This window comes from Flavobacterium sp. CFBP9031, from assembly GCF_034044945.1.
Classification (GTDB): domain Bacteria; phylum Bacteroidota; class Bacteroidia; order Flavobacteriales; family Flavobacteriaceae; genus Flavobacterium.
The window spans coordinates 248,624-267,595 of record NZ_JAXCWF010000008.1 but is presented as its reverse complement, the minus strand read 5'-3'; the positions used below and the strand labels follow the sequence as shown (position 1 = coordinate 267,595).

Genomic DNA, 18,972 nt, shown 5'->3' with positions numbered 1-18,972 from the left:
TAATTCAAATATTTATGCATCATGAATGACATTATTAATTATTTTTCTACGATTCCTTCTTCGCACAGAAGTTTGATTTTGGTTGGCGGTATTACTATTTTCTGGCTAATTGAAAACAGTTTTCCTTTGTTTAAAATGCAATATAAAAAATGGCCTCATGCAGGTATCAATTTCTTTTTTACCTTCACTACAATTGTTGTCAATTTTATTCTTGCATTTATTTTAATACGGACTGCCGCTTGGACAATCGAACATAATTTTGGAATTCTGCAATGGCTTCCAAAAATGCCTATCTGGCTATATACTATAATTGGCTTACTGCTTCTGGACTTAATAGGAGCTTATTTAGCTCATTTGGTAGAACACAAAGTAAAAATTCTTTGGCAGTTTCATTTGGTGCACCATACCGACACTTGGATCGATACCACAACTGCCAATAGACATCATCCTGGAGAAAGTGTAGTCCGTTTTATTTTTACCACTTTAGGCGTTTTAATTATCGGGACACCCATGTGGATGGTTTTTCTTTATCAATCCTTATCGGTTGTTGCTTCACAATTTAACCACGCCAATATTTCGCTTCCCGAAAAATTAGATCTATTCTTAAGTTATTTTATTGTTTCGCCAAATATGCATAAAGTGCATCATCATTATGTGCTGCCTTATACAGATAGCAATTATGGCAATATTTTTTCTGTTTGGGACAGACTTTTTAAAACCTTTACTTACTTACCTAAAGATCAACTTATATATGGTGTAGACACTCATATGCGGTCTGAAGAAAACAATGAATTGAAGAATCTGTTAAAAATTCCATTTCAAAAATCACGATCCTTCAAAAACAGTTAAAATCATTAAAAAAATTGAACTTTACTGAACCAACTTATTATTTTTTTTTTTAATATTGATACAGAAATTGAAAATCAATCTATTAATAATTAACACCCTATTTTGAATTAATTTTCACGAGATGAAAAAGAGTAGCCGCAAAGAATTAACTCCGGAACAAACCGAAAGACTTGTTTCGTTAGCTTTAGAAGAAAGAAATCCATTTGAAATTATAAAGAAAGAATTTGGATTGGCAGAAAAAGAAGTCCTGGACATCATGAAAAAGAAAATGCCTCTTGAAAAATTTGAGATGTGGAAAAAGAAGGCAATTGCAAATAAACCAAAACCAAAACCAGTTAAAATAGATGATTTTGATGAAGATTTGGACGGAAAATATTATATCAAGAATAAATTAGACTAAAATAAAGCTCCTGTTTTTCAGGAGTTTTTTTTTATCTGTAAATATAATGTGATTTTTTAGTAACTTTTCGGTACTTTTTGTGTCAAATACTATAACTAAACATATAAAAATGAAAAAAATACTTTACACCTTAGCTCTAGCGGTAACTTTTTGGAGCTGTAAAACAGGTAGCACTGGAGCCGCGAAAAGCAATATAGTTGAAGTTAATATCAATTTAACCGATGTTAAAGACGATAAGGTCTTGGTAACCGTTACGCCACCAGCCATTAAGACTGATGAAATTACCTACAGTATTCCTAAAACCGTTCCTGGTACTTATTCTACAGATAATTATGGAAAATATTCAGAAGATTTTAAAGCTTTTGATGCTAAAGGAAATGCTCTTACTGTAAAAAGATTAGGTGATAATTCTTGGTCTATCTCAAACGCAAAGACACTAAAAAGAATTACTTATCTGGTAAACGATACTTTCGATACAGAAAAAGGAACTGGATTTGGAAATGACGATGTTTTTTCTCCAGCAGGAACAAACATCGATGCAGGAAAAAATTTCATGGTTAACACTCATGGTTTTGTAGGGTATTTTCAAGATAAATTAGACGTTCCGTACAAAGTTACGATCACACATCCTGAAACACTTTGGGGAGCTACTTCTATGACAGATCAAGATGCAAGCAATACTTCTGATGTGTTTACCACTTCTCGTTATGCTATTTTGGTAGAAAACCCAATTATGTATTCTAAACCTGATTACACTACTTTTAATGTAAACGGAATGGACATCTTAATTGCTGTGTACTCTCCTACCGGAAAATATACTGCCGAGAGCATTACTCCAGAGATGAAAACTATGATGACCGCACAGAAAAACTTTTTAGGAAAAGTAAATTCTACTAAAAAATATACTGTTTTGGTATACCTTTCAAGCATGGCTAAAGACGATGCTCACGGTTTTGGAGCTTTAGAACACCCAACCGCTACAACTGTAGTTTTACCAGAATCAATGCCAAAAGAAAAATTGGTAGAAACACTAAAAGATGTAGTTTCTCACGAATTCTTCCACATTGTGACGCCATTAACTATTCACTCAAAAGAAATTCAGTATTTTGATTACAATGCACCAAAAATGTCTGAACATTTATGGATGTACGAAGGTGTAACAGAATATTTTGCTAATTTATTCCAAATTAATCAAGGTTTAATTGACGAAGCTGAATTCTATACGCGTATTGCAGACAAGATTGCACAATCTAAACAGTTAGATGATACAATGTCGTTTACTGTAATGAGTAAAAATGTATTGGATCAGCCTTATAAAGATCAATATTTAAATGTATACCAAAAAGGTGCTTTAATTGGTATGTGTATCGACATTATCATTAGAGAAAAAAGCAATGGAGAAAGAGGAATTTTGGATTTAATGCATAAATTATCTGATGAATATGGTGTTGAAAAACCTTTTAATGACGATGAATTATTCGCAAAAATCACTTCTTTGACTTATCCTGAAGTTGGTGACTTTTTAAATAAATACGTTGCTGGAACTACTCCAATTCCTTACGATTTTTATCTAGCAAAAGTTGGTGTTACAAAAGCAAACGAGAAAAAAGCTGGAAATCCGTTCATTAAAGGACAAACTCCTTACATTACTATTGATAAAGCAACAAAAGAAATCGCGGTTCGTCCGGAATCAGAGTCAACTGCATTCTTTAAAAACCTAAACTTAAAAGGTGGCGATAAAATTTTAGCTGTAAACAATAAATCATACAACCTAGATAACATTTATGATTTAATTACAGAAAGTGAAAACTGGAAAGAAAATGATCCTATTACACTTAAAGTAAAACGTGGAACTAAAGAAGAAACCATAAAAGGAACTGTAAAACTACCATTTGAAGAAACAGAAACTTTTAAAGCTACAGATGCTTCAAAAGAGAAACTTAAAAATGCATGGTTAAAAGGATAATTTCTTTTTAAAGACATAAAAAAAAACCGACAAGTGATTGTCGTTTTTTTTTGTTTGTCATCCTGAGGAACGAAGGATCACACTCGTAAATCGCCAAAGATTGTCCGACATACTTTGCGGAGTTTCTTGTGTGATCCTTCGTTCCTCAGGATGACAAAAAAATACGTTATTTTTTCACTGGAAATTTCCAATCAAACTCATCTTTACTATTGATGATTGCTCCAATTTCAAACTTTACAACCTCATCAAATTCTGTTTGAAGGATAAACCAGTTGTCTTCGTTGAAGTAATTTTCAAAAGTATCAAATGTTTCTTGATTGAATTTTGTGATTCCTTTTGCAGCAAAATCTTTCTTTACGTCAGCAATTTTTCTTCCGATTAATTTGAATCCGAAAACTTCTAAATCATTGCTTGATGCTACTAAATAACCTAATTTCAAATCTTCTTCCTGATAAAATGTCAATCTGATTTTGTGTGCATTATAAACAAAAATCACATTGTCGTCTTCGTCTTTATAGTTTTTATCAGGTTTTCCTAAAGCTGCTGTTACATCATTCTGCTTCATTCCGAAAAGCAGTTTCTCTATTCCTGATTTTAAATTGATCTTCATATCGATTGTCTTTATTTGAAGTGCAAATTTCGTGAAGTTTTTTGTTGTTTTGCCACGAATTGCACAAATTTTCACTAATTAAAAATATTACCGTTGTCAGGCTGAGCGTAGTCGAAGCCCTATCTGAGCTAGAAAGCCCTTCGACTTCGCTCTGGGTGACAAATGCAAAACTAATTTTGATACTGCTTCTTATTCGGCTTACTGCTCATATAAAACGTAATCTTTCCGCCATTGATAACATCGGCATGTTTTAAAAATGGTTTTTCCAATTGTTTTCCGTTAAGGAGAACTTTACTCACAAATACATTCTTATCAGATTGGTTTACGGTTTCCACTTCAAAAGTTTTTCCATTTTCTAAATTTACAATAGCATTTTTCATCAACGGACTTCCTAGTGCATACTCGTCAGAACCTGGAGCAACTGGATAAAATCCTAAACTGCTAAAAATATACCACGCACTCATTTGTCCAAAATCGTCATTTCCTCCTAAACCGTCAGCGCCATTTCTGTACATTTTTTTCAAGATCATTCTAATTTTATCTTGTGATTTCCACGGAGAATCTGTCCAATTATACAAATAAACTACGTGATGAGAAGGCTCGTTTCCGTGAACATAATTTCCGATTATTCCGTCTCTTGTAATATCTTCAGTATTTTCAAAATACTTGTCTGGAAGATGCATATTGAACAGAGAATCTAAACGAACTTTAAATTTCTCATTTCCACCCATCAATTTAATCATATCAGCAGGATCTTGCGGAACGTATAAACTGTAATTCCAAGAATTTCCTTCAATAAAACCTTGCCCATGCGTATCTAGCGGATCAAACTCTTTTTTGAATGTTCCGTCATTCAATTTCGGACGCATGAAACCCGTTTTCTCATCGTAGACATTTTTATAGTTTTTCGATCTAGTAATGAATTCATTATAAATATCTGTTTTTCCTAATTTCTTAGCTGCTTGTGCAATTGCCCAATCGTCATAAGCATATTCTAAAGTTTTAGAAACCGAAGCACCGTTTTTATCTTCTGGAACATACCCTTTATTCATGTAAAATTCCAAACCATCGTAATACGGCACTTTTGCGGTATTTACACAAGCTTGAAGCGCTTTTTCGGCATCAAAACTAATATTTCCTTTTACAATTGCATCTACCACAACCGAAACCGAATGATATCCAATCATACACCAGTTTTCATTGGCATAATGCGACCAAATTGGAAGCATTTTATGAACACTTTGATCTGAATGTGCCAACATAGAACTTACCATATCGGCATTTCTTTTGGGCTGCACAATATTAAATAACGGATGCAAAGCACGATACGTATCCCAAAGTGAATAACTGGTATAATTGGTAAAATTCTCCGCTTTATGCACATTCATATCTAGACCTTTATAATTTTTATCTAAATCCATGTATTCTGTTGGTCCCAAAAATGCATGATACATTGCGGTATAAAAATTAACCAAATCTTCTTTTTGAATGGTTTCTACTTGAACTTTATTCAATTCGTTATTCCAAACCTCCTGACTTTGTTTTTTTACTTTTTCGAAATCCCAATCTGGAACTTCTTTTTTCATATTTTCTAATGCACCGGCAGAACTTACAGGAGAAAGTGCCATTTTGATTTTGATTTTCTCGCCTTCATTAGTATCAAAATCAAAAAACAATTTTAGATTCTGACCCGCCATTTCTGGAAAGTTTTTCGTTTGATCGAATCTTCCCCAAAAACCTCTATAAACGCTTTTTTCCTGAGCAGCTTGTCCGTAACTTTTAATTGGTTTATTGAAAGACATTGCAAAATAAACCGTTCTAGTTCTCGCCCATCCGTTTGTTTGGCGATATCCGGTTATTAAAGTATCGTTTTCTACACGAACAAATGTCCAAACATTCTTTTTATCGTAGTTGTAAATTCCTGAAGTCAGATCTAAAATGATATGTGCTTCATTAGATTTTGGAAAAGTATATTGATGCATTCCCACGCGCGTTGTCGCTGTCAATTCTGCTTTTATTTTATGATCTTCGAGAAAAACGCTGTAATAAGCAGGTTCTGCTTTTTCTGTCGAATGTGAAAATGCAGATCTATAACCAGACAACGGTTTTGATGCTACACCAGGATTCAATTGCAGTTTGCCAGTTGTTGGCATAATTAAGAAATCACCTAAATCGGAATGTCCAGTTCCGCTGAAATGAGTATGGCTGAAACCTACAATCGTTTTATCTTCATACTGATAACCAGCACAGTATTTATAAACTTCTCCGTTGTATTTTCCATTTAAACTGTAAGCAATGGTATCTGTTTCTGGGCTTAATTGCACGCTCCCGAAAGGAACTGTTGCGCCTGGATACGTATGTCCCATTTTTGCTGTTCCAATCATTGGATCAACATATTGAATTAAATTTCGTTTTTCTCCTGCCTTCTTCTGTCCTATCATATTATTAGTAGAAAGTACCAAAACCAATACTCCCAGAAGAAAATTACTGCAATTTGTTTTAATCATTTTTATTGTTTTTCTTAGAAATCCTCTTTGTTTTTTTAGTATTGAAAAGTACAACAAAATCTATTTTTAAAAAACATAAATTTAGCAGGACTCAAAAGGTTTAAATATCTTTGATGTACTAAAAATATACAGTAAACATGAAAAAATATATTGTATTTCTACTTTCCTTTTATTCGACATTTGTTTTTTGTCAAAAAGTAGAAAGCTATAAATTGACCAAACAAGAAATTTCAAAACGAGAGCTTGAAAACGTCACTGATTTTCCTATTTATAAAGCATTTGAATTTAGTGATAAAGGAGGTGTTTACGAATTGGTTTTGGGCGAAAATCAGAAAACAGTTTCTAAAAAAGACACTTTAAATACCAAAATACAAGCCATTTGCGTAGTCAATGATCACGGTGGATTTCTAGAAAAATGGCGAATTAATGATTTGCTTGAAAATACTATTCCGAAAGAAACAAACATTTGGTTCTGGACAAAATATTGCAGTACAAAAGATATTGATGGCGACAGTTATATTGAACCTATTATTGTTTATGGAACTCGCAATGAAGATGGCTATATAAGACGCGTAAAAATTATTACGGTTTATAAAAACAAAAAATATGTGATCCGCGCGGTTGAATGTGATTTAGATGATTGCAGAAGTTTTGAAAAAGATCAAAATTGGAATACGCTTCCGCAGAAAATAAAAACGTACATCAATCAATTGACTGAAAAAATGAGAAAAGAGCAGGATTTGCTTTTGAAGAATGGATAGAATTTAATTGTGAATTGTAAATTGTTAATGATTGATGTTGATTCTTAATTAATAATTAATAATTAACAATTCACCACTAACAATTATCTACTCGTTCATTTCATCGTAACGTTCCGGAACTTGTGGGTCGTAAAGCGGACATTTGAATTCTTCCATAATATCTACTAGTTTATTCATGGTTTTTCCTTCTGTTCCGTAGCAGTCAATTTTTATGCTTTGGGGTGTAGTAACAACTTGAAATGCACCTTTTCCTTTTGAGTTTTTCCAGCTGTTTTCATCCACTCTTTCCCATTCAGAAAAGACTGAATTTATTCTGTTTACGATTACTTCCACTTGAAGTTCAGCCAGACCTTCCACTTCTTGTTTTTCAACAAGAGCTTCATAAACTTCCTGATTGTTCAGGTAGATTTCATCTAGATATTTCCAAAAAAGTAATTCGTACATAGTTAAATATTTTTAAACCATATAAGTGATATAAGAAAGTATAAACTTTTCTGAGTGAAATTGAAAACTGTCAAATCAAAATAAGGCTTCGACTTCGCTCAGCCTGACAATCAAATCTGTCAGTTTAAAATGAACTTATATCACTTATACGGTTAATTTATTTTAATAATTGAATGTTCCGTATTCGCTTGTGATTGTAAGCTTTTTAGAATCAGATGCTTCTACTCTACCTACAATTTGCGCATCAACATTGAATGATTTCGAAATTTCGATAATATCTTGTGCAATACTTTCTGGAACGTAAAGCTCCATTCTGTGACCGCAGTTAAAAACCTGATACATTTCTTTCCAATCTGTTTTTGATTGTTCTTGAATTAATTTGAACAATGGTGGCACTGGAAATAAATTGTCTTTTATAACGTGTAAATCTTTTACAAAATGTAAAATTTTAGTTTGCGCTCCTCCACTGCAATGCACCATTCCGTGAATATCATTTGGAGTATATTTATCTAAAATTTTCTTGATAATTGGCGCGTAGGTTCTAGTTGGAGAAAGCACTAACTGCCCAGCATTGATTGGGCTGTTTTCAACTTCATCTGTTAAATTAACCTGTCCAGAATAAATTAATTCTTCTGGAACTGCTGCATCGTAGCTTTCTGGATATTTTTTAGCCAAATATTTTCCAAAAACGTCATGACGTGCAGAAGTTAATCCGTTACTTCCCATTCCGCCATTATAGCTTTTCTCATAAGTTGCTTGTCCGAAAGAAGCCAAACCAACAATTACGTCTCCCGCTTTAATGTTTGCATTATCTACAACATCGTTGCGTTTCATACGAGCTGTTACGGTAGAGTCTACAATAATAGTACGAACTACGTCTCCAACATCGGCAGTTTCTCCTCCTGTTGAATGAATGGTAACTCCGAATGATTTTAACTCGTTGATTAATTCTTCTGTTCCGTTAATGATTGCAGAAATTACCTCAGCTGGAATCAGGTTTTTATTTCTTCCAATAGTTGAAGAAAGCAAAATATTATCTGTTGCACCAACACACAATAAATCGTCAATATTCATGATTAGGGCATCTTGAGCGATTCCTTTCCAAACCGAAAGATCTCCAGTTTCTTTCCAGTACATGTATGCCAAAGATGACTTTGTACCTGCTCCGTCAGCATGCATAATAAGGCAATGCTCATTGTCCTGAGTTAAATAATCAGGAACAATTTTACAGAAAGCTTGCGGAAATAAACCTTTGTCAATATTTTTTATAGCGTTATGTACGTCTTCTTTTGATGCCGAAACACCTCTTTGTGCATATCTTTTGCTAGAATCTGAACTCATGAAAATTAGTTTGTGTTGATGTGCAGCAAAGATAATCCCTTTTTTTAATTCTTTGCCTTATTCGATTATTTGATTGATAAAAAAATCGGCAGAATTATATATTCTGCCGATCTCCTGAAATAAAATTGGTTATTAAAGGTTGGTTTATTATTTCTTATTCCCAATCTGGCATTGAGGTTCCTGTGAACAATAATGTCCTTACATTATCAGTGGTATTTTTAACTAATGCTTTATAAATCTTTTTTTCTGATATACCATCATTAGAGGTATTTACAAAAATAACTTCGGCTTCATTTGGAGAATATCGAACATCATAATCATTTGTTCCTACAATTTTATCGAGTAAAATTGGTGTAGAAGTTCCTGTGGTAAAACTATATTCATAAATTCTTAAATCAAGCTGACGATAATTTGCATTTTCGTATCCTGAAACATCCCAAGAATATACTATTTTTTGTCCTGTAATCGAAAAATTCAAGCCGTTAAAAGCTCCAGCTTGCCCAGAAATAACATTTGCTATTACAGTGCCTGACATATTAATAACATAAATCTCAACATTATATCCATTTGCATCATTTACTTTCAACACAATTTTTGATTCATCAGCACTCCAATCGCATTCAGAGATAAATTTACCGTTTGGCGTTTGAAATATTTTAGTCAAACCACTTCCATCATTATTAATTTTATACAGCTTATCAAAATTTGGATAAATTAATGCACTTCCTGAAGCATTCCATGAATATCCAACGTAATCTGAATTAAATCCAGCTATAGATACTGAACTAGTAATTTTTTTTGCTCCAGTACCATCAAAATTCATGGTGTAAATATCATTTCTTGAACCATTTGTGGCTATATAAGCAATTTTTTTAACTTGATTATTTCTTCGAGGGCGCCACGAATTTTTATCTGACCCAGTTAATTGATATTGTTTCCCAGCATCATCAGCTGTAAAAATCACATTATTATCATTAATCCCTTTTACGAATAATTGCCTTGTTGCTGGAAAATTAAGAGTTGAGAAAGCGCTAATTGCGCTCAATATAGGAGTATTAACTCCATCGGTGACTTCAACTTGCCAATAGTATTTTATACCATATACAAGATCCGTCAGTGAAAGTTTTTTCTCCTTTATGGCTTCAAAAGTTTTTACTTCTGCATTACTGTCATTTCTAAGAGTGACCTTAAAGGTAAGTGCGTCATTATCTGGATCGGTAGCCGTCCAGGTTAAGTCTAAAGAAACAGCCTGACCTGTACTGTTATCTACTGGACTAACCAAAACAGGAACTGTTGGAGGCTTATTGTTTGCTGTTGCTTTTTTGAGTTCAAAAACAACTTCTGAGGTCGTATTTTTAGTTACGGTAACAGCTTCAAATTTTGCGACATATCCATCTTTTTGAGCTTGAACTGAATATTCTCCTACTTTCACATTAGAAAGTGTAAACTTCCCCTCTGCATCTGTAAACACGGTACTCGTGGCTGGACTAGAAAGTATTTTCACATTTTCCATTGGCTCAAAAGTATCACCAGAAACAACTTTCCCTGTGATTGTACCATAATCATTAAGTTGTTCCCCTATTTTTTCTTCACTGCATGAAACCAAAAACAATAAAAAAAGTACACTGGCAATTTGGTATAAATACTTCATTTTTGATTTGTTTTTAAATTTAACTTCAACGTTATAATTTCTGATAATTAACTATTCAAATTATTTTTTCTTTTTTCCAAAGTAAAAAGTTAGCCCTAGACCAAATTTGTAATAGTAATCATCTCGGGTTCCTGCAACAATATAATCGACATTATCACTGAAATTAATATTTTGTTCAGCAAATAATTTTATACCTATCTGATCTGATGCCATATATTCTAAGCCTGCACCGTATTGAAATTTACCGTAGGTATTTTCAAATTTCCGATTCATTCCATATCCTCCTCCTCCATATAAAAATGGCGTAAGGCGATCTTTAGGAAGAATGATCCATTCCATATTAAGATCGTAGGTAATATACCCGACATCTAGTAAATTTTTGTTGGCGAGGTTTACAACATTGGTAGAAGCGCTTACTGTAAAACTTGGAGAAATCATCCATTTCAAGGCTCCACGTCCAAAAGGTCTTAACAACGGATCGCGATAATCTCCATCCATTAAAGTAGCACCGCCAGAAAGTTCTATGGCAAATTTGCTTCTTCTGTTTTCAAGCACTCTATCATATAAACCCGTTACATCGGCAGTTTTGGTTTCTTCGGCGTAAGCTTTCAGTAAATTATCAACTTCCCATTTTGGAGCATCAGCTTCCCAGACATTATCTTTTATTCCTTCCAAAACCAAAGATTCAACAGCCTTTTCTATAGCTTCTGTAACAGCCATATGTACCGGTTCATTAGTAGTGTATCCCGTTTCTACTTCGAGAAGTCTTTTAAAATTGACATATCTAAAAAGGCTCTCATCAATTGCCTGCGACAAAATAGTTTTTGATATATAAACTGATTTTAGAATTTTTCCGTTTGAAGTCGAAATCATTCTCAAATAAATTGTTACACGGTCTTGACGGTATTTTACAGATGCTCCGGCACCAAAATATCTTGCACCAAATCCGCCCGTGATAATATTAGAATCATACGAAACAATACCTCCTTCCAACAGCACTCCAGCATATAATAGAGGTGTTAATTGCGGTTCATTCGGATTTGCATCTTTTATATATTCCTGACGAGTTGCACGAATTAGATTTCGTTCTTGCAATAAGTTTCCAATATTTTCACGCTCAATTGGTATAAACCATTTAGAATCTTCCAGCGCTTTTATCAATATAGAAGTGGCTCCCTGTGTCACAGCAGTACTAAAACTGCTTCCGTTTTCCTGAGGTTTGTATTGTCCAGTCTGGTCTCTAAATTTATAGACACCAACGACGACTTGTTCTTTGGGTTTTGGCAGATCTTTTAATAATGACGTAGCGGGCGTACCTTCTCCCAAAACAGCTTTTTGAACTCCAGTGGGTTGGTTATAATAAGCGCCGCAGCCAGTAAGAAGTAACCCAAATACAATAAATAGGTAGTAATGGATTCGCATGTTATTGATTTGGGATGATTACTTGTGTTTGTTCTCCTGTATTGGTATCTAAAATATTTAGAGTAAGACCATCTGATGACGGAAATACATCGACCGAATAACTCCCAAAAGTATAAGAGCCTTCTTTGATGCCATCTGTACCAAATTGCTGTTTATAAAGTTGACTGGAAATCTGATTTAATAATTGAGCATTTAAATTGGCTTTAAACTTCTCTAAATCAGTTTGTGTAGGAGTGACAGCTGTTTTATCTTTCTGCTTGTTTTGAGCTTCAGCACTGCTTAAAAGCCATTGATAGTTAAACGTATCGCCACCAAATGCAGGGTTTACAGGTTTGTAAACAAAAGCCTGAGCATTTACAGATGGAGATAAAAGCAGACACAATATTAAGGTTGCTATAAGTTTCATGTCTTTGATAAATAAATTAATACTGAGTGAAATATTTGCGTTCTTTTTCTTTTTCTTTCAAATAAGTAAAGGTTGTGTTTACAGCTTCGTCTGCAGCCGCTTCTAAATATTCGTCGTCTGGCCTAACCAAAAAATCATAAATGACCTCATTATCTATAGTGATAGATATCGCTGTATTTCTGGCAAAACTATATTCTTCACCTATGGTTACTATTTTCTTAGCATTTATTCCAATCGCATTATATTTATAGTAATATTTGTCATAGAAATCTTTACCCATTTTCGTTTTGGTGTCGTCAGTAATAATGCCACGTAATTCAAAACCTTCATCAGGGATTATTACAACTGGCTCATCTTTTTTTTTTCTTCACCCAAAACCACACGATCTTTTGCTATTATTTGTTTATCTTCATCATAAAACAAAAGCATAATAATTACCTCATCAGTATCAAGCAGATTTATCTGCGATGTAGATAATTTTTGTTTTTCGTTTGGCTGTAAGGTAAAAACACCAACCTGTTCATTCTTAGACTGATTACTATTACTATCATTATTTTTTATCACAGACAATCTATAGGCGGCACTCCTGATTACATCTGTCATGTTTTCAGCTGTACCGGTTATTTTTACATTGCCCTCTATTTTTTCAATTTCTATTTTTGCTTTTATCTTATCTTGAGGAACTTGTCCATAAAAAATTATAGAAAAAAATAAAAATAGAATCGTGATATGTCTGTTAAAAAAATACATGTTGCTATTTATAATTTATTTATAAGAATTATTGAAGCTCCATTTCCTGTTTGTGTAATTTTCATATTCTTTGACAAGGAATTGGTTCCAATATTTTGAATATTTTGATTGTCGCCTTTTTGAACAATCTGCATATTTATATCGTAATTTGTTTTGAATGTATAATCAAAAAGTCGGTTATTATCTCCTTGCTGAATAACACTTTGCGTAATAGAGTTTGCACTTTTATCTAACTGCACATCATTTCTATCTCCATTTTGCTTAACAGAAACTTTTAAGTCATTAGATTTCAAAGCTGCATTCACTTTGTTTAAATCGCCAATCTGCTGTATCTGTATTCCAGATTGGAGGTTTTGATTTAAATCCTTTTGAGCTTTTTTATCCAAGCCGGAAACTATACTCATTGCCATTTCTTTAGAATTAAAAACGGATGAACTATAGTTTTTAAACTCAGAATTATCTTCTTTCTGCTGGGCATAAAGCCCTGAGGAGATAAGGAGTAAAACAATATTTAAAATGAAAATTTTCATTTTTATTTTTTTTTAGATTTATTTTTTAAAATCGAAATTAAATGAGATAGCCTAGTTAATAGATAAAGGCTATCTCATTTTATTATATTCTTCTTCTCAAGAGAATTATAAATTTATAGTCCTGTTTGAGTCACAGTAATATGGTTTGAATTACCAAAAGAGAATCCTACTTGTTGGTTTCCAGCACCAGCAGCATTAGTTTGTTTTACATCAGAAGTATTCAAGTTTCCAATTTGTAATGTATTCTCAATGTTTCTAATTCCATTTTGAACAGTTTTTGACTCATTTCCATCTCCATATTGAAAATGTCTAGAAATATTTTTAGCTGGGTCTGTAGTTCCTGCTGGAGAAGTTTGAGTTTGCCAAGATTTGTTTCCTGTACCACCTTGACTTGCATAAGCCAAATTGTAATCTCCAGTTTGAGTTTGAGTAGCCTCATTGCCTCCATTAGGAGCAAATGGAATTGATACAGAACCTAAAGCAGTCAATTGACTAGCAGTGAAAACACCTCCAGGAGCTGGATATTCATTTCCTGTTGTACCTTGGTCAACTGTAGCTTTATTTTTATTTCCTGTTTGAGTTTGCCATGCTTTGTCTCCTCCGTTAAGCGCAGAAGCTGGTCCAGCAATTTGATCTTGCCAGATTGTAGCATCGTTTTCATTTCCTTTTTGAGTTTGGTAAGCTTGGTTGTTTTTATTGCTTTGAGAAACAAATGCAACGTTTTTCTTTCCGTTTTGATCTACTTCAGCTTTATTACTTACTGCAGCATATAAACCTGGTTGAATACCTTGATACACTTCTGATTTGTTTCCGTCAGAAGCTGGAGCCGCTCCACCTGGGCTTACTTGTGTAATTTTTGAACTGTTTAAAGTTCCGTTTTGGCCAACAATACCGTTGTTACCATTTCCTATCTGACCTACATTAGATGTGTTCTGCGCTACAGCAGCAAATCCTACAAACAGCATCGCTGAGATGCTTAAAATTACTTTTTTCATAATAAATATATTTAATTGGTTATTAATACAAATTATTATGTAGGTTCTTCTGTAGGTTTATAATCCCGGGGAGGAAAAGTGGGGGGCTTATTCTATCATTTTGAAAACAAATTTTAAATCTATTTTCTTTTCTTCACGACCAAAATTAGAAAACTTTACCCAAAAGCAGCTCACGTATAAATACCTATTTTACAAGATATTAACCTCTTTTCGATGAACTGTAATACTATCTCGATGAACTGCCCAAATGCGCAAAAATTTTCATAGGAAAAAAGATACTTATTACAATTTCTTTACATTTAAGGGGCTATAAGTAGCAAAAAAGTTCTTCACAAACCTTTTTTTTAGTATAATCTCAAAAAAAAGCCTGTCTTTTTGAGACAGGCTTTAACAAATTGTTATTATAATTACTTGGTAAACAATAATTCTCTATATTTGGTCAATGTCCAGCTTTCGTCATCTACTAATAATTCTAATTTATCGCAGTGATTACGAATTTCATCAAAATAAGGTTTTACATTATTGCAATATGCTTCTGCCATTTTTTGAGCATCGGTCAATTGATTTGCTTTTTTTCTTTCATTAGTCATCGCCAATACTTTAGAATTGATTCCTTCAATATGACCTGAAATTTCTTTAATTAAAACAATCTGTTCTTTGGCTAAAGCCTCAAACTCTTTTGCAAAAATTTCTTTCAACCCTTTTACATTATCAATTAAAGTGTTTTGGTAACGAATTGCTGTTGGAATTACATGGTTTCTAGCAATATCTCCTAAAACTCTTCCTTCAATTTGGATTTTTTTAGTGTATTCTTCCAATTCGATTTCGTAACGAGCTTCTGCTTCTACATGATTAAAGATTCCTAATTGTTCAAATAATTCTAAAGCTTGTTTAGAAACCTTAGCTTTAATAGCTTCTGGAGTAGTTTTAAAGTTGCTCAAACCTCTTTTAGCCGCTTCTTTTTCCCAAGCATCACTATAACCGTCTCCTTCAAAAAGAATTTTTTTAGATTGTTTGATGTATTCTCTTAAGACATTAAAGATTGCATCGTCTTTTTTCATGTCTTTATTTTCAATCAAGTTCTCTACTTCATTTTTAAAATCAATTAACTGTTTTGCTACAATCGCATTCAGAGTTGTCATTGCATTCGAACAGTTTGAATTGGATCCAACAGCTCTAAACTCAAATTTATTTCCAGTGAAAGCAAAAGGTGAAGTTCTATTTCTGTCTGTATTGTCTAATAATACGTCTGGAATTTTACCAACAACGTTCAATTTCAAATCTGTTTTTTCTTCTGGCGAAAGTTTTCCTGTTGTTACGCTTTCCAATTCAGATAAAACCTTAGTTAATTGCGCTCCAATAAATACAGACATAATTGCTGGCGGGGCTTCATTTGCTCCTAACCTATGGTCGTTACTTGCTGTTGCGATAGAGGCTCTTAATAAAGTTTCGTTGTCGTTAACCGCTTTGATTGTATTAATAAAGAAAGTCAAGAATTGTAAATTGCTCATTGGCGTTTTGCTCGGACTCAACAAGTTAACTCCTGTATCTGTAGCCAGCGACCAGTTATTGTGTTTTCCAGAACCGTTTACTCCTTTAAATGGTTTTTCGTGAAATAATACTTTAAAGTCATGACGTTCCGCAACTTTCTGCATCACATCCATTAATAAAGAGTTGTGGTCAACCGCTAAATTCGTTTCTTCAAAAATCGGAGCTAATTCAAACTGATTCGGTGCTACCTCATTATGACGTGTTTTTACCGGAATACCCAATAGCATACATTCTTGCTCTAAATCTCTCATATAAGTAAGAGCACGAGTTGGAATAGATCCGAAATAATGATCGTCTAACTGCTGGCCTTTTGCAGACGTATGACCTAACAAAGTTCTTCCTGTCATCATTAAGTCTGGGCGAGAATTTGCCAGTGCTTTATCAATCAAAAAATATTCCTGCTCCCATCCTAATGTTGCAGTTACCTTTTTTACGTTTTTGTCAAAATATTTACAAACCTCTGTTGCAGCTTCGTCAATTGCAGACAATGCTCTTAATAAAGGTATTTTATTATCTAAAGCTTCACCTGTGTAAGCAATAAATACGGTTGGAATACATAAAGTTGTACCATATATAAAAGCTGGAGAAGTCGGATCCCAAGCAGTATATCCTCTGGCTTCAAAAGTATTTCTGATTCCTCCATTCGGAAAACTAGATGCATCTGGCTCTTGCTGCACTAATTGTGCTCCTCCAAATTTTTCTACAGACTCGCTTCCGTCATAAGAAGTTTCAAAAAAAGCATCATGTTTTTCTGCCGTTGTTCCTGTTAATGGTTGAAACCAATGTGTATAATGAGTCACTCCTTTAGAAAGAGCCCACTCTTTCATTCCCATAGCAATATAATCGGCAAGCTTTCTGTCTATTTTTGTACCATGCTGAATAGCATCTCTTACTCCTTTAAATGCATCTGAAGTTAAATATTGCTTCATTGCTTTTTCATTAAACACATTTGCACCAAAAAGATTTGATTTTCGGCCAATTTCTTCAAAATGCACCGGCTTTCTGTTAGAAGCTTGTTGTAAAGCTTGAAAACGTAATGTTGACATGGTTATATATATTTTAAATTCGTACTAATTTTCATTAAAAAAGAAGCAACAAATATAAACAATAAATAAGCCTGTTTAGAATATAAATTATAGATTTTTAGTCAATGATTTTTCAACATAAAACGGTTTTTTCGAAGAATAATGAATTCAAATCATAGAAATATAACAAAACTGTACGGTATTATTGATTAAATAAACATTTTTTCATAATTTCTTAACTCATAAATTCAAAAATGAGCCGTAATTATTACGAATTTATTTTTTTAAGCTTACTTAAATTGCTTTTTTTAAAATATACCCCTCACAAAATTGCGCTTATCCAAAAAATTATACTTCGCAAAACAAAATAGCCCCCTAATTTTTGGGACTAAAAAAATAAATCTATATTTGACCCAACGAAAAAAAACAAAAAAATTAATTTATATTATTATGGCTAAAATTAAGTTAGAGTACATTTGGTTAGATGGATATGAACCAACTCAAAATCTTAGAAGTAAAACTAAAGTTGAAGAACATGAAAACTTCAAAGGAACATTAGAAGAACTTGGAAACTGGTCATTTGATGGTTCGTCAACTAAACAAGCTGAAGGTGGTTCTTCTGACTGTCTTTTAGTTCCTGTTGCAATTTATCCAGATCCAACTCGTATCAATGGATGGTTAGTTATGTCTGAAGTTATGTACGCAGACGGAACTCCACACCCTTCTAACGGTAGAGCTACAATTGATGATGATAATGATGATTTTTGGTTTGGTTTCGAACAAGAGTATTTCATTATGGATACTAAAACCCAACTTCCACTTGGTTTCCCAGTTGGAGGGTACCCTGCTCCACAAGGGATGTACTACTGTTCAGTAGGTGGAAAAAACACACACGGAAGAAAATTAGTTGAAGAGCATGCTGATTTATGTATCGCTGCTGGAATCAACTTTGAAGGAATCAACCAGGAGGTTGCTTGCGGACAATGGGAATTCCAATTATTTGCTAAAGGTGCTAAAAAAGCTGGAGATGAAATCTGGGTTGCTCGTTACCTATTAGACCGTTTGACTGAGAAATATGGTTACTATATTGAATATCATCCAAAACCTCTAGGAGATACTGACTGGAATGGTTCTGGAATGCACGCTAACTTCTCTAACGAAGTTTTAAGAACATGTGGAGACCAAGCAACTTACGAAAGAATCTGCGAAGCTTTCCGTCCTGTTACTGCTGAGCACATCGCAGTTTACGGAGCTTACAACGACCAACGTTTAACTGGTAAACACGAAACAGCTTCTATTCACGATTTCTCTTATGGAGTTTCAGACAGAGGATGTTCTATCAGAATTCCTTTAATGACTGTTCAAAAAGGATGGAAAGGATGGTTGGAAGACAGAAGACCAGCTTCAAACGGAGACCCTTACAAAATTGCTGCAAGAATTATCAAAACTGTTAAATCAGCGCTATAATTCAAAGCTTAAGTTATATTCTAAAAAGTGCCATCATAATTGTTGGCACTTTTTTTTTGCGTCAATTTGATTCTGGATAACTAACCGCACTGTTTTTCATTCCGAAGAACAAGGAATAACAAAAACTAGACGAGATATCCATAAAACCAACTCTAAAACAACTATTAAAAAATTCAAAAATTCCATAACTTTATAATACTTAACACTTTATAAATAACAAATATTACTTAATTTTAGGATTAATTTAATTTTTAAATTAATTAAGTTAAACATCAAAACTTATCTTTGTAAATCATT

General features: G+C 33.4%; 17 protein-coding genes. 5 read left to right on the top strand and 12 right to left on the bottom strand.

Going from position 1 to position 18,972, the window contains the following annotated elements; genetic code table 11:
* The first annotated feature begins 21 nt into the window (after nt 1-21).
* The 3 genes from SOM12_RS15255 (at nt 22) to SOM12_RS15245 (ending at nt 3,215) form a co-directional block, all read left to right on the top strand.
* Nucleotides 22-849, top strand: coding sequence for a sterol desaturase family protein (locus SOM12_RS15255; protein ID WP_320494066.1), 828 nt, complete (start codon nt 22-24; stop codon nt 847-849).
* Nucleotides 850-970: 121 nt separating this feature from the next.
* Entirely contained in the window at nt 971-1,249 is a 279-nt protein-coding gene (locus SOM12_RS15250) for a DUF2805 domain-containing protein (RefSeq protein WP_008462445.1), read from the top strand.
* A 109-nt stretch (nt 1,250-1,358) separates the two neighbouring features.
* Nucleotides 1,359-3,215 carry a peptidase M61 gene (locus SOM12_RS15245; RefSeq protein WP_320494065.1) on the top strand — a complete coding sequence of 619 codons (1,857 nt, stop codon included), beginning with the start codon at nt 1,359-1,361 and terminating at the stop codon, nt 3,213-3,215.
* A 166-nt stretch (nt 3,216-3,381) separates the two neighbouring features.
* On the opposite strand, the gene SOM12_RS15240 is transcribed toward SOM12_RS15245, so the two are convergent.
* Both SOM12_RS15240 and SOM12_RS15235 read right to left on the bottom strand, forming a co-directional pair.
* The gene (locus SOM12_RS15240) at nt 3,382-3,825 is read right to left on the bottom strand and encodes a hypothetical protein (protein WP_095929892.1); all 444 of its coding nucleotides are present in this window, start codon (nt 3,823-3,825) and stop codon (nt 3,382-3,384) included.
* A 170-nt stretch (nt 3,826-3,995) separates the two neighbouring features.
* Entirely contained in the window at nt 3,996-6,332 is a 2,337-nt protein-coding gene (locus tag SOM12_RS15235) for a GH92 family glycosyl hydrolase (RefSeq protein ID WP_320494064.1), read from the bottom strand.
* A gap of 137 nt (nt 6,333-6,469) precedes the next feature.
* Here SOM12_RS15235 and SOM12_RS15230 point away from each other — a divergent pair, with 137 nt between their 5' ends.
* Nucleotides 6,470-7,093 carry a M949_RS01915 family surface polysaccharide biosynthesis protein gene (locus SOM12_RS15230; RefSeq protein WP_320494063.1) on the top strand — a complete coding sequence of 208 codons (624 nt, stop codon included), beginning with the start codon at nt 6,470-6,472 and terminating at the stop codon, nt 7,091-7,093.
* Between the two features lie 87 nt (nt 7,094-7,180).
* Here the strand turns inward: SOM12_RS15230 and SOM12_RS15225 are convergent, their stop codons facing one another.
* From SOM12_RS15225 to SOM12_RS15180, 10 genes are all read right to left on the bottom strand, one after another.
* A complete protein-coding gene (locus SOM12_RS15225; protein WP_095929890.1) occupies nt 7,181-7,537 on the bottom strand; it encodes a hypothetical protein in 357 nt (118 codons plus the stop codon).
* A 162-nt stretch (nt 7,538-7,699) separates the two neighbouring features.
* Nucleotides 7,700-8,878: an AIR synthase related protein gene (locus SOM12_RS15220; protein WP_320494062.1), complete on the bottom strand. Its 1,179-nt coding sequence runs from the start codon at nt 8,876-8,878 to the stop codon at nt 7,700-7,702.
* A 154-nt stretch (nt 8,879-9,032) separates the two neighbouring features.
* Nucleotides 9,033-10,529, bottom strand: a complete 1,497-nt coding sequence (locus tag SOM12_RS15215; protein ID WP_320494061.1) for a carboxypeptidase regulatory-like domain-containing protein — start codon at nt 10,527-10,529, stop codon at nt 9,033-9,035.
* Nucleotides 10,530-10,589: 60 nt separating this feature from the next.
* Complete coding sequence (locus SOM12_RS15210) at nt 10,590-11,951, bottom strand: CsgG/HfaB family protein (RefSeq protein ID WP_095929887.1); 1,362 nt, start codon at nt 11,949-11,951, stop codon at nt 10,590-10,592.
* Between the two features lies 1 nt (nt 11,952).
* The gene (locus SOM12_RS15205; protein WP_095929886.1) at nt 11,953-12,357 is read right to left on the bottom strand and encodes a curli production assembly/transport component CsgF; all 405 of its coding nucleotides are present in this window, start codon (nt 12,355-12,357) and stop codon (nt 11,953-11,955) included.
* Nucleotides 12,358-12,373: 16 nt separating this feature from the next.
* Nucleotides 12,374-12,661, bottom strand: a complete 288-nt coding sequence (locus tag SOM12_RS15200; RefSeq protein WP_320494072.1) for a CsgE family curli-type amyloid fiber assembly protein — start codon at nt 12,659-12,661, stop codon at nt 12,374-12,376.
* A 35-nt stretch (nt 12,662-12,696) separates the two neighbouring features.
* Nucleotides 12,697-13,107 carry a curli-like amyloid fiber formation chaperone CsgH gene (gene csgH, locus SOM12_RS15195; RefSeq protein WP_095929884.1) on the bottom strand — a complete coding sequence of 137 codons (411 nt, stop codon included), beginning with the start codon at nt 13,105-13,107 and terminating at the stop codon, nt 12,697-12,699.
* Nucleotides 13,108-13,115: 8 nt separating this feature from the next.
* A complete protein-coding gene (locus SOM12_RS15190) occupies nt 13,116-13,637 on the bottom strand; it encodes a hypothetical protein (protein WP_095929883.1) in 522 nt (173 codons plus the stop codon).
* 113 nt (nt 13,638-13,750) lie between these two features.
* Complete coding sequence (locus tag SOM12_RS15185) at nt 13,751-14,632, bottom strand: hypothetical protein (RefSeq protein WP_095929882.1); 882 nt, start codon at nt 14,630-14,632, stop codon at nt 13,751-13,753.
* A 407-nt stretch (nt 14,633-15,039) separates the two neighbouring features.
* Complete coding sequence (locus tag SOM12_RS15180) at nt 15,040-17,229, bottom strand: glutamine synthetase III (protein ID WP_095929881.1); 2,190 nt, start codon at nt 17,227-17,229, stop codon at nt 15,040-15,042.
* Between the two features lie 429 nt (nt 17,230-17,658).
* Between SOM12_RS15180 and SOM12_RS15175 the strand changes: the two genes are divergently transcribed.
* On the top strand, nt 17,659-18,675 hold the full coding sequence (locus tag SOM12_RS15175; protein WP_012024410.1) for a glutamine synthetase beta-grasp domain-containing protein: 1,017 nt from the start codon (nt 17,659-17,661) through the stop codon (nt 18,673-18,675).
* The last annotated feature ends 297 nt before the right edge of the window (nt 18,676-18,972 follow it).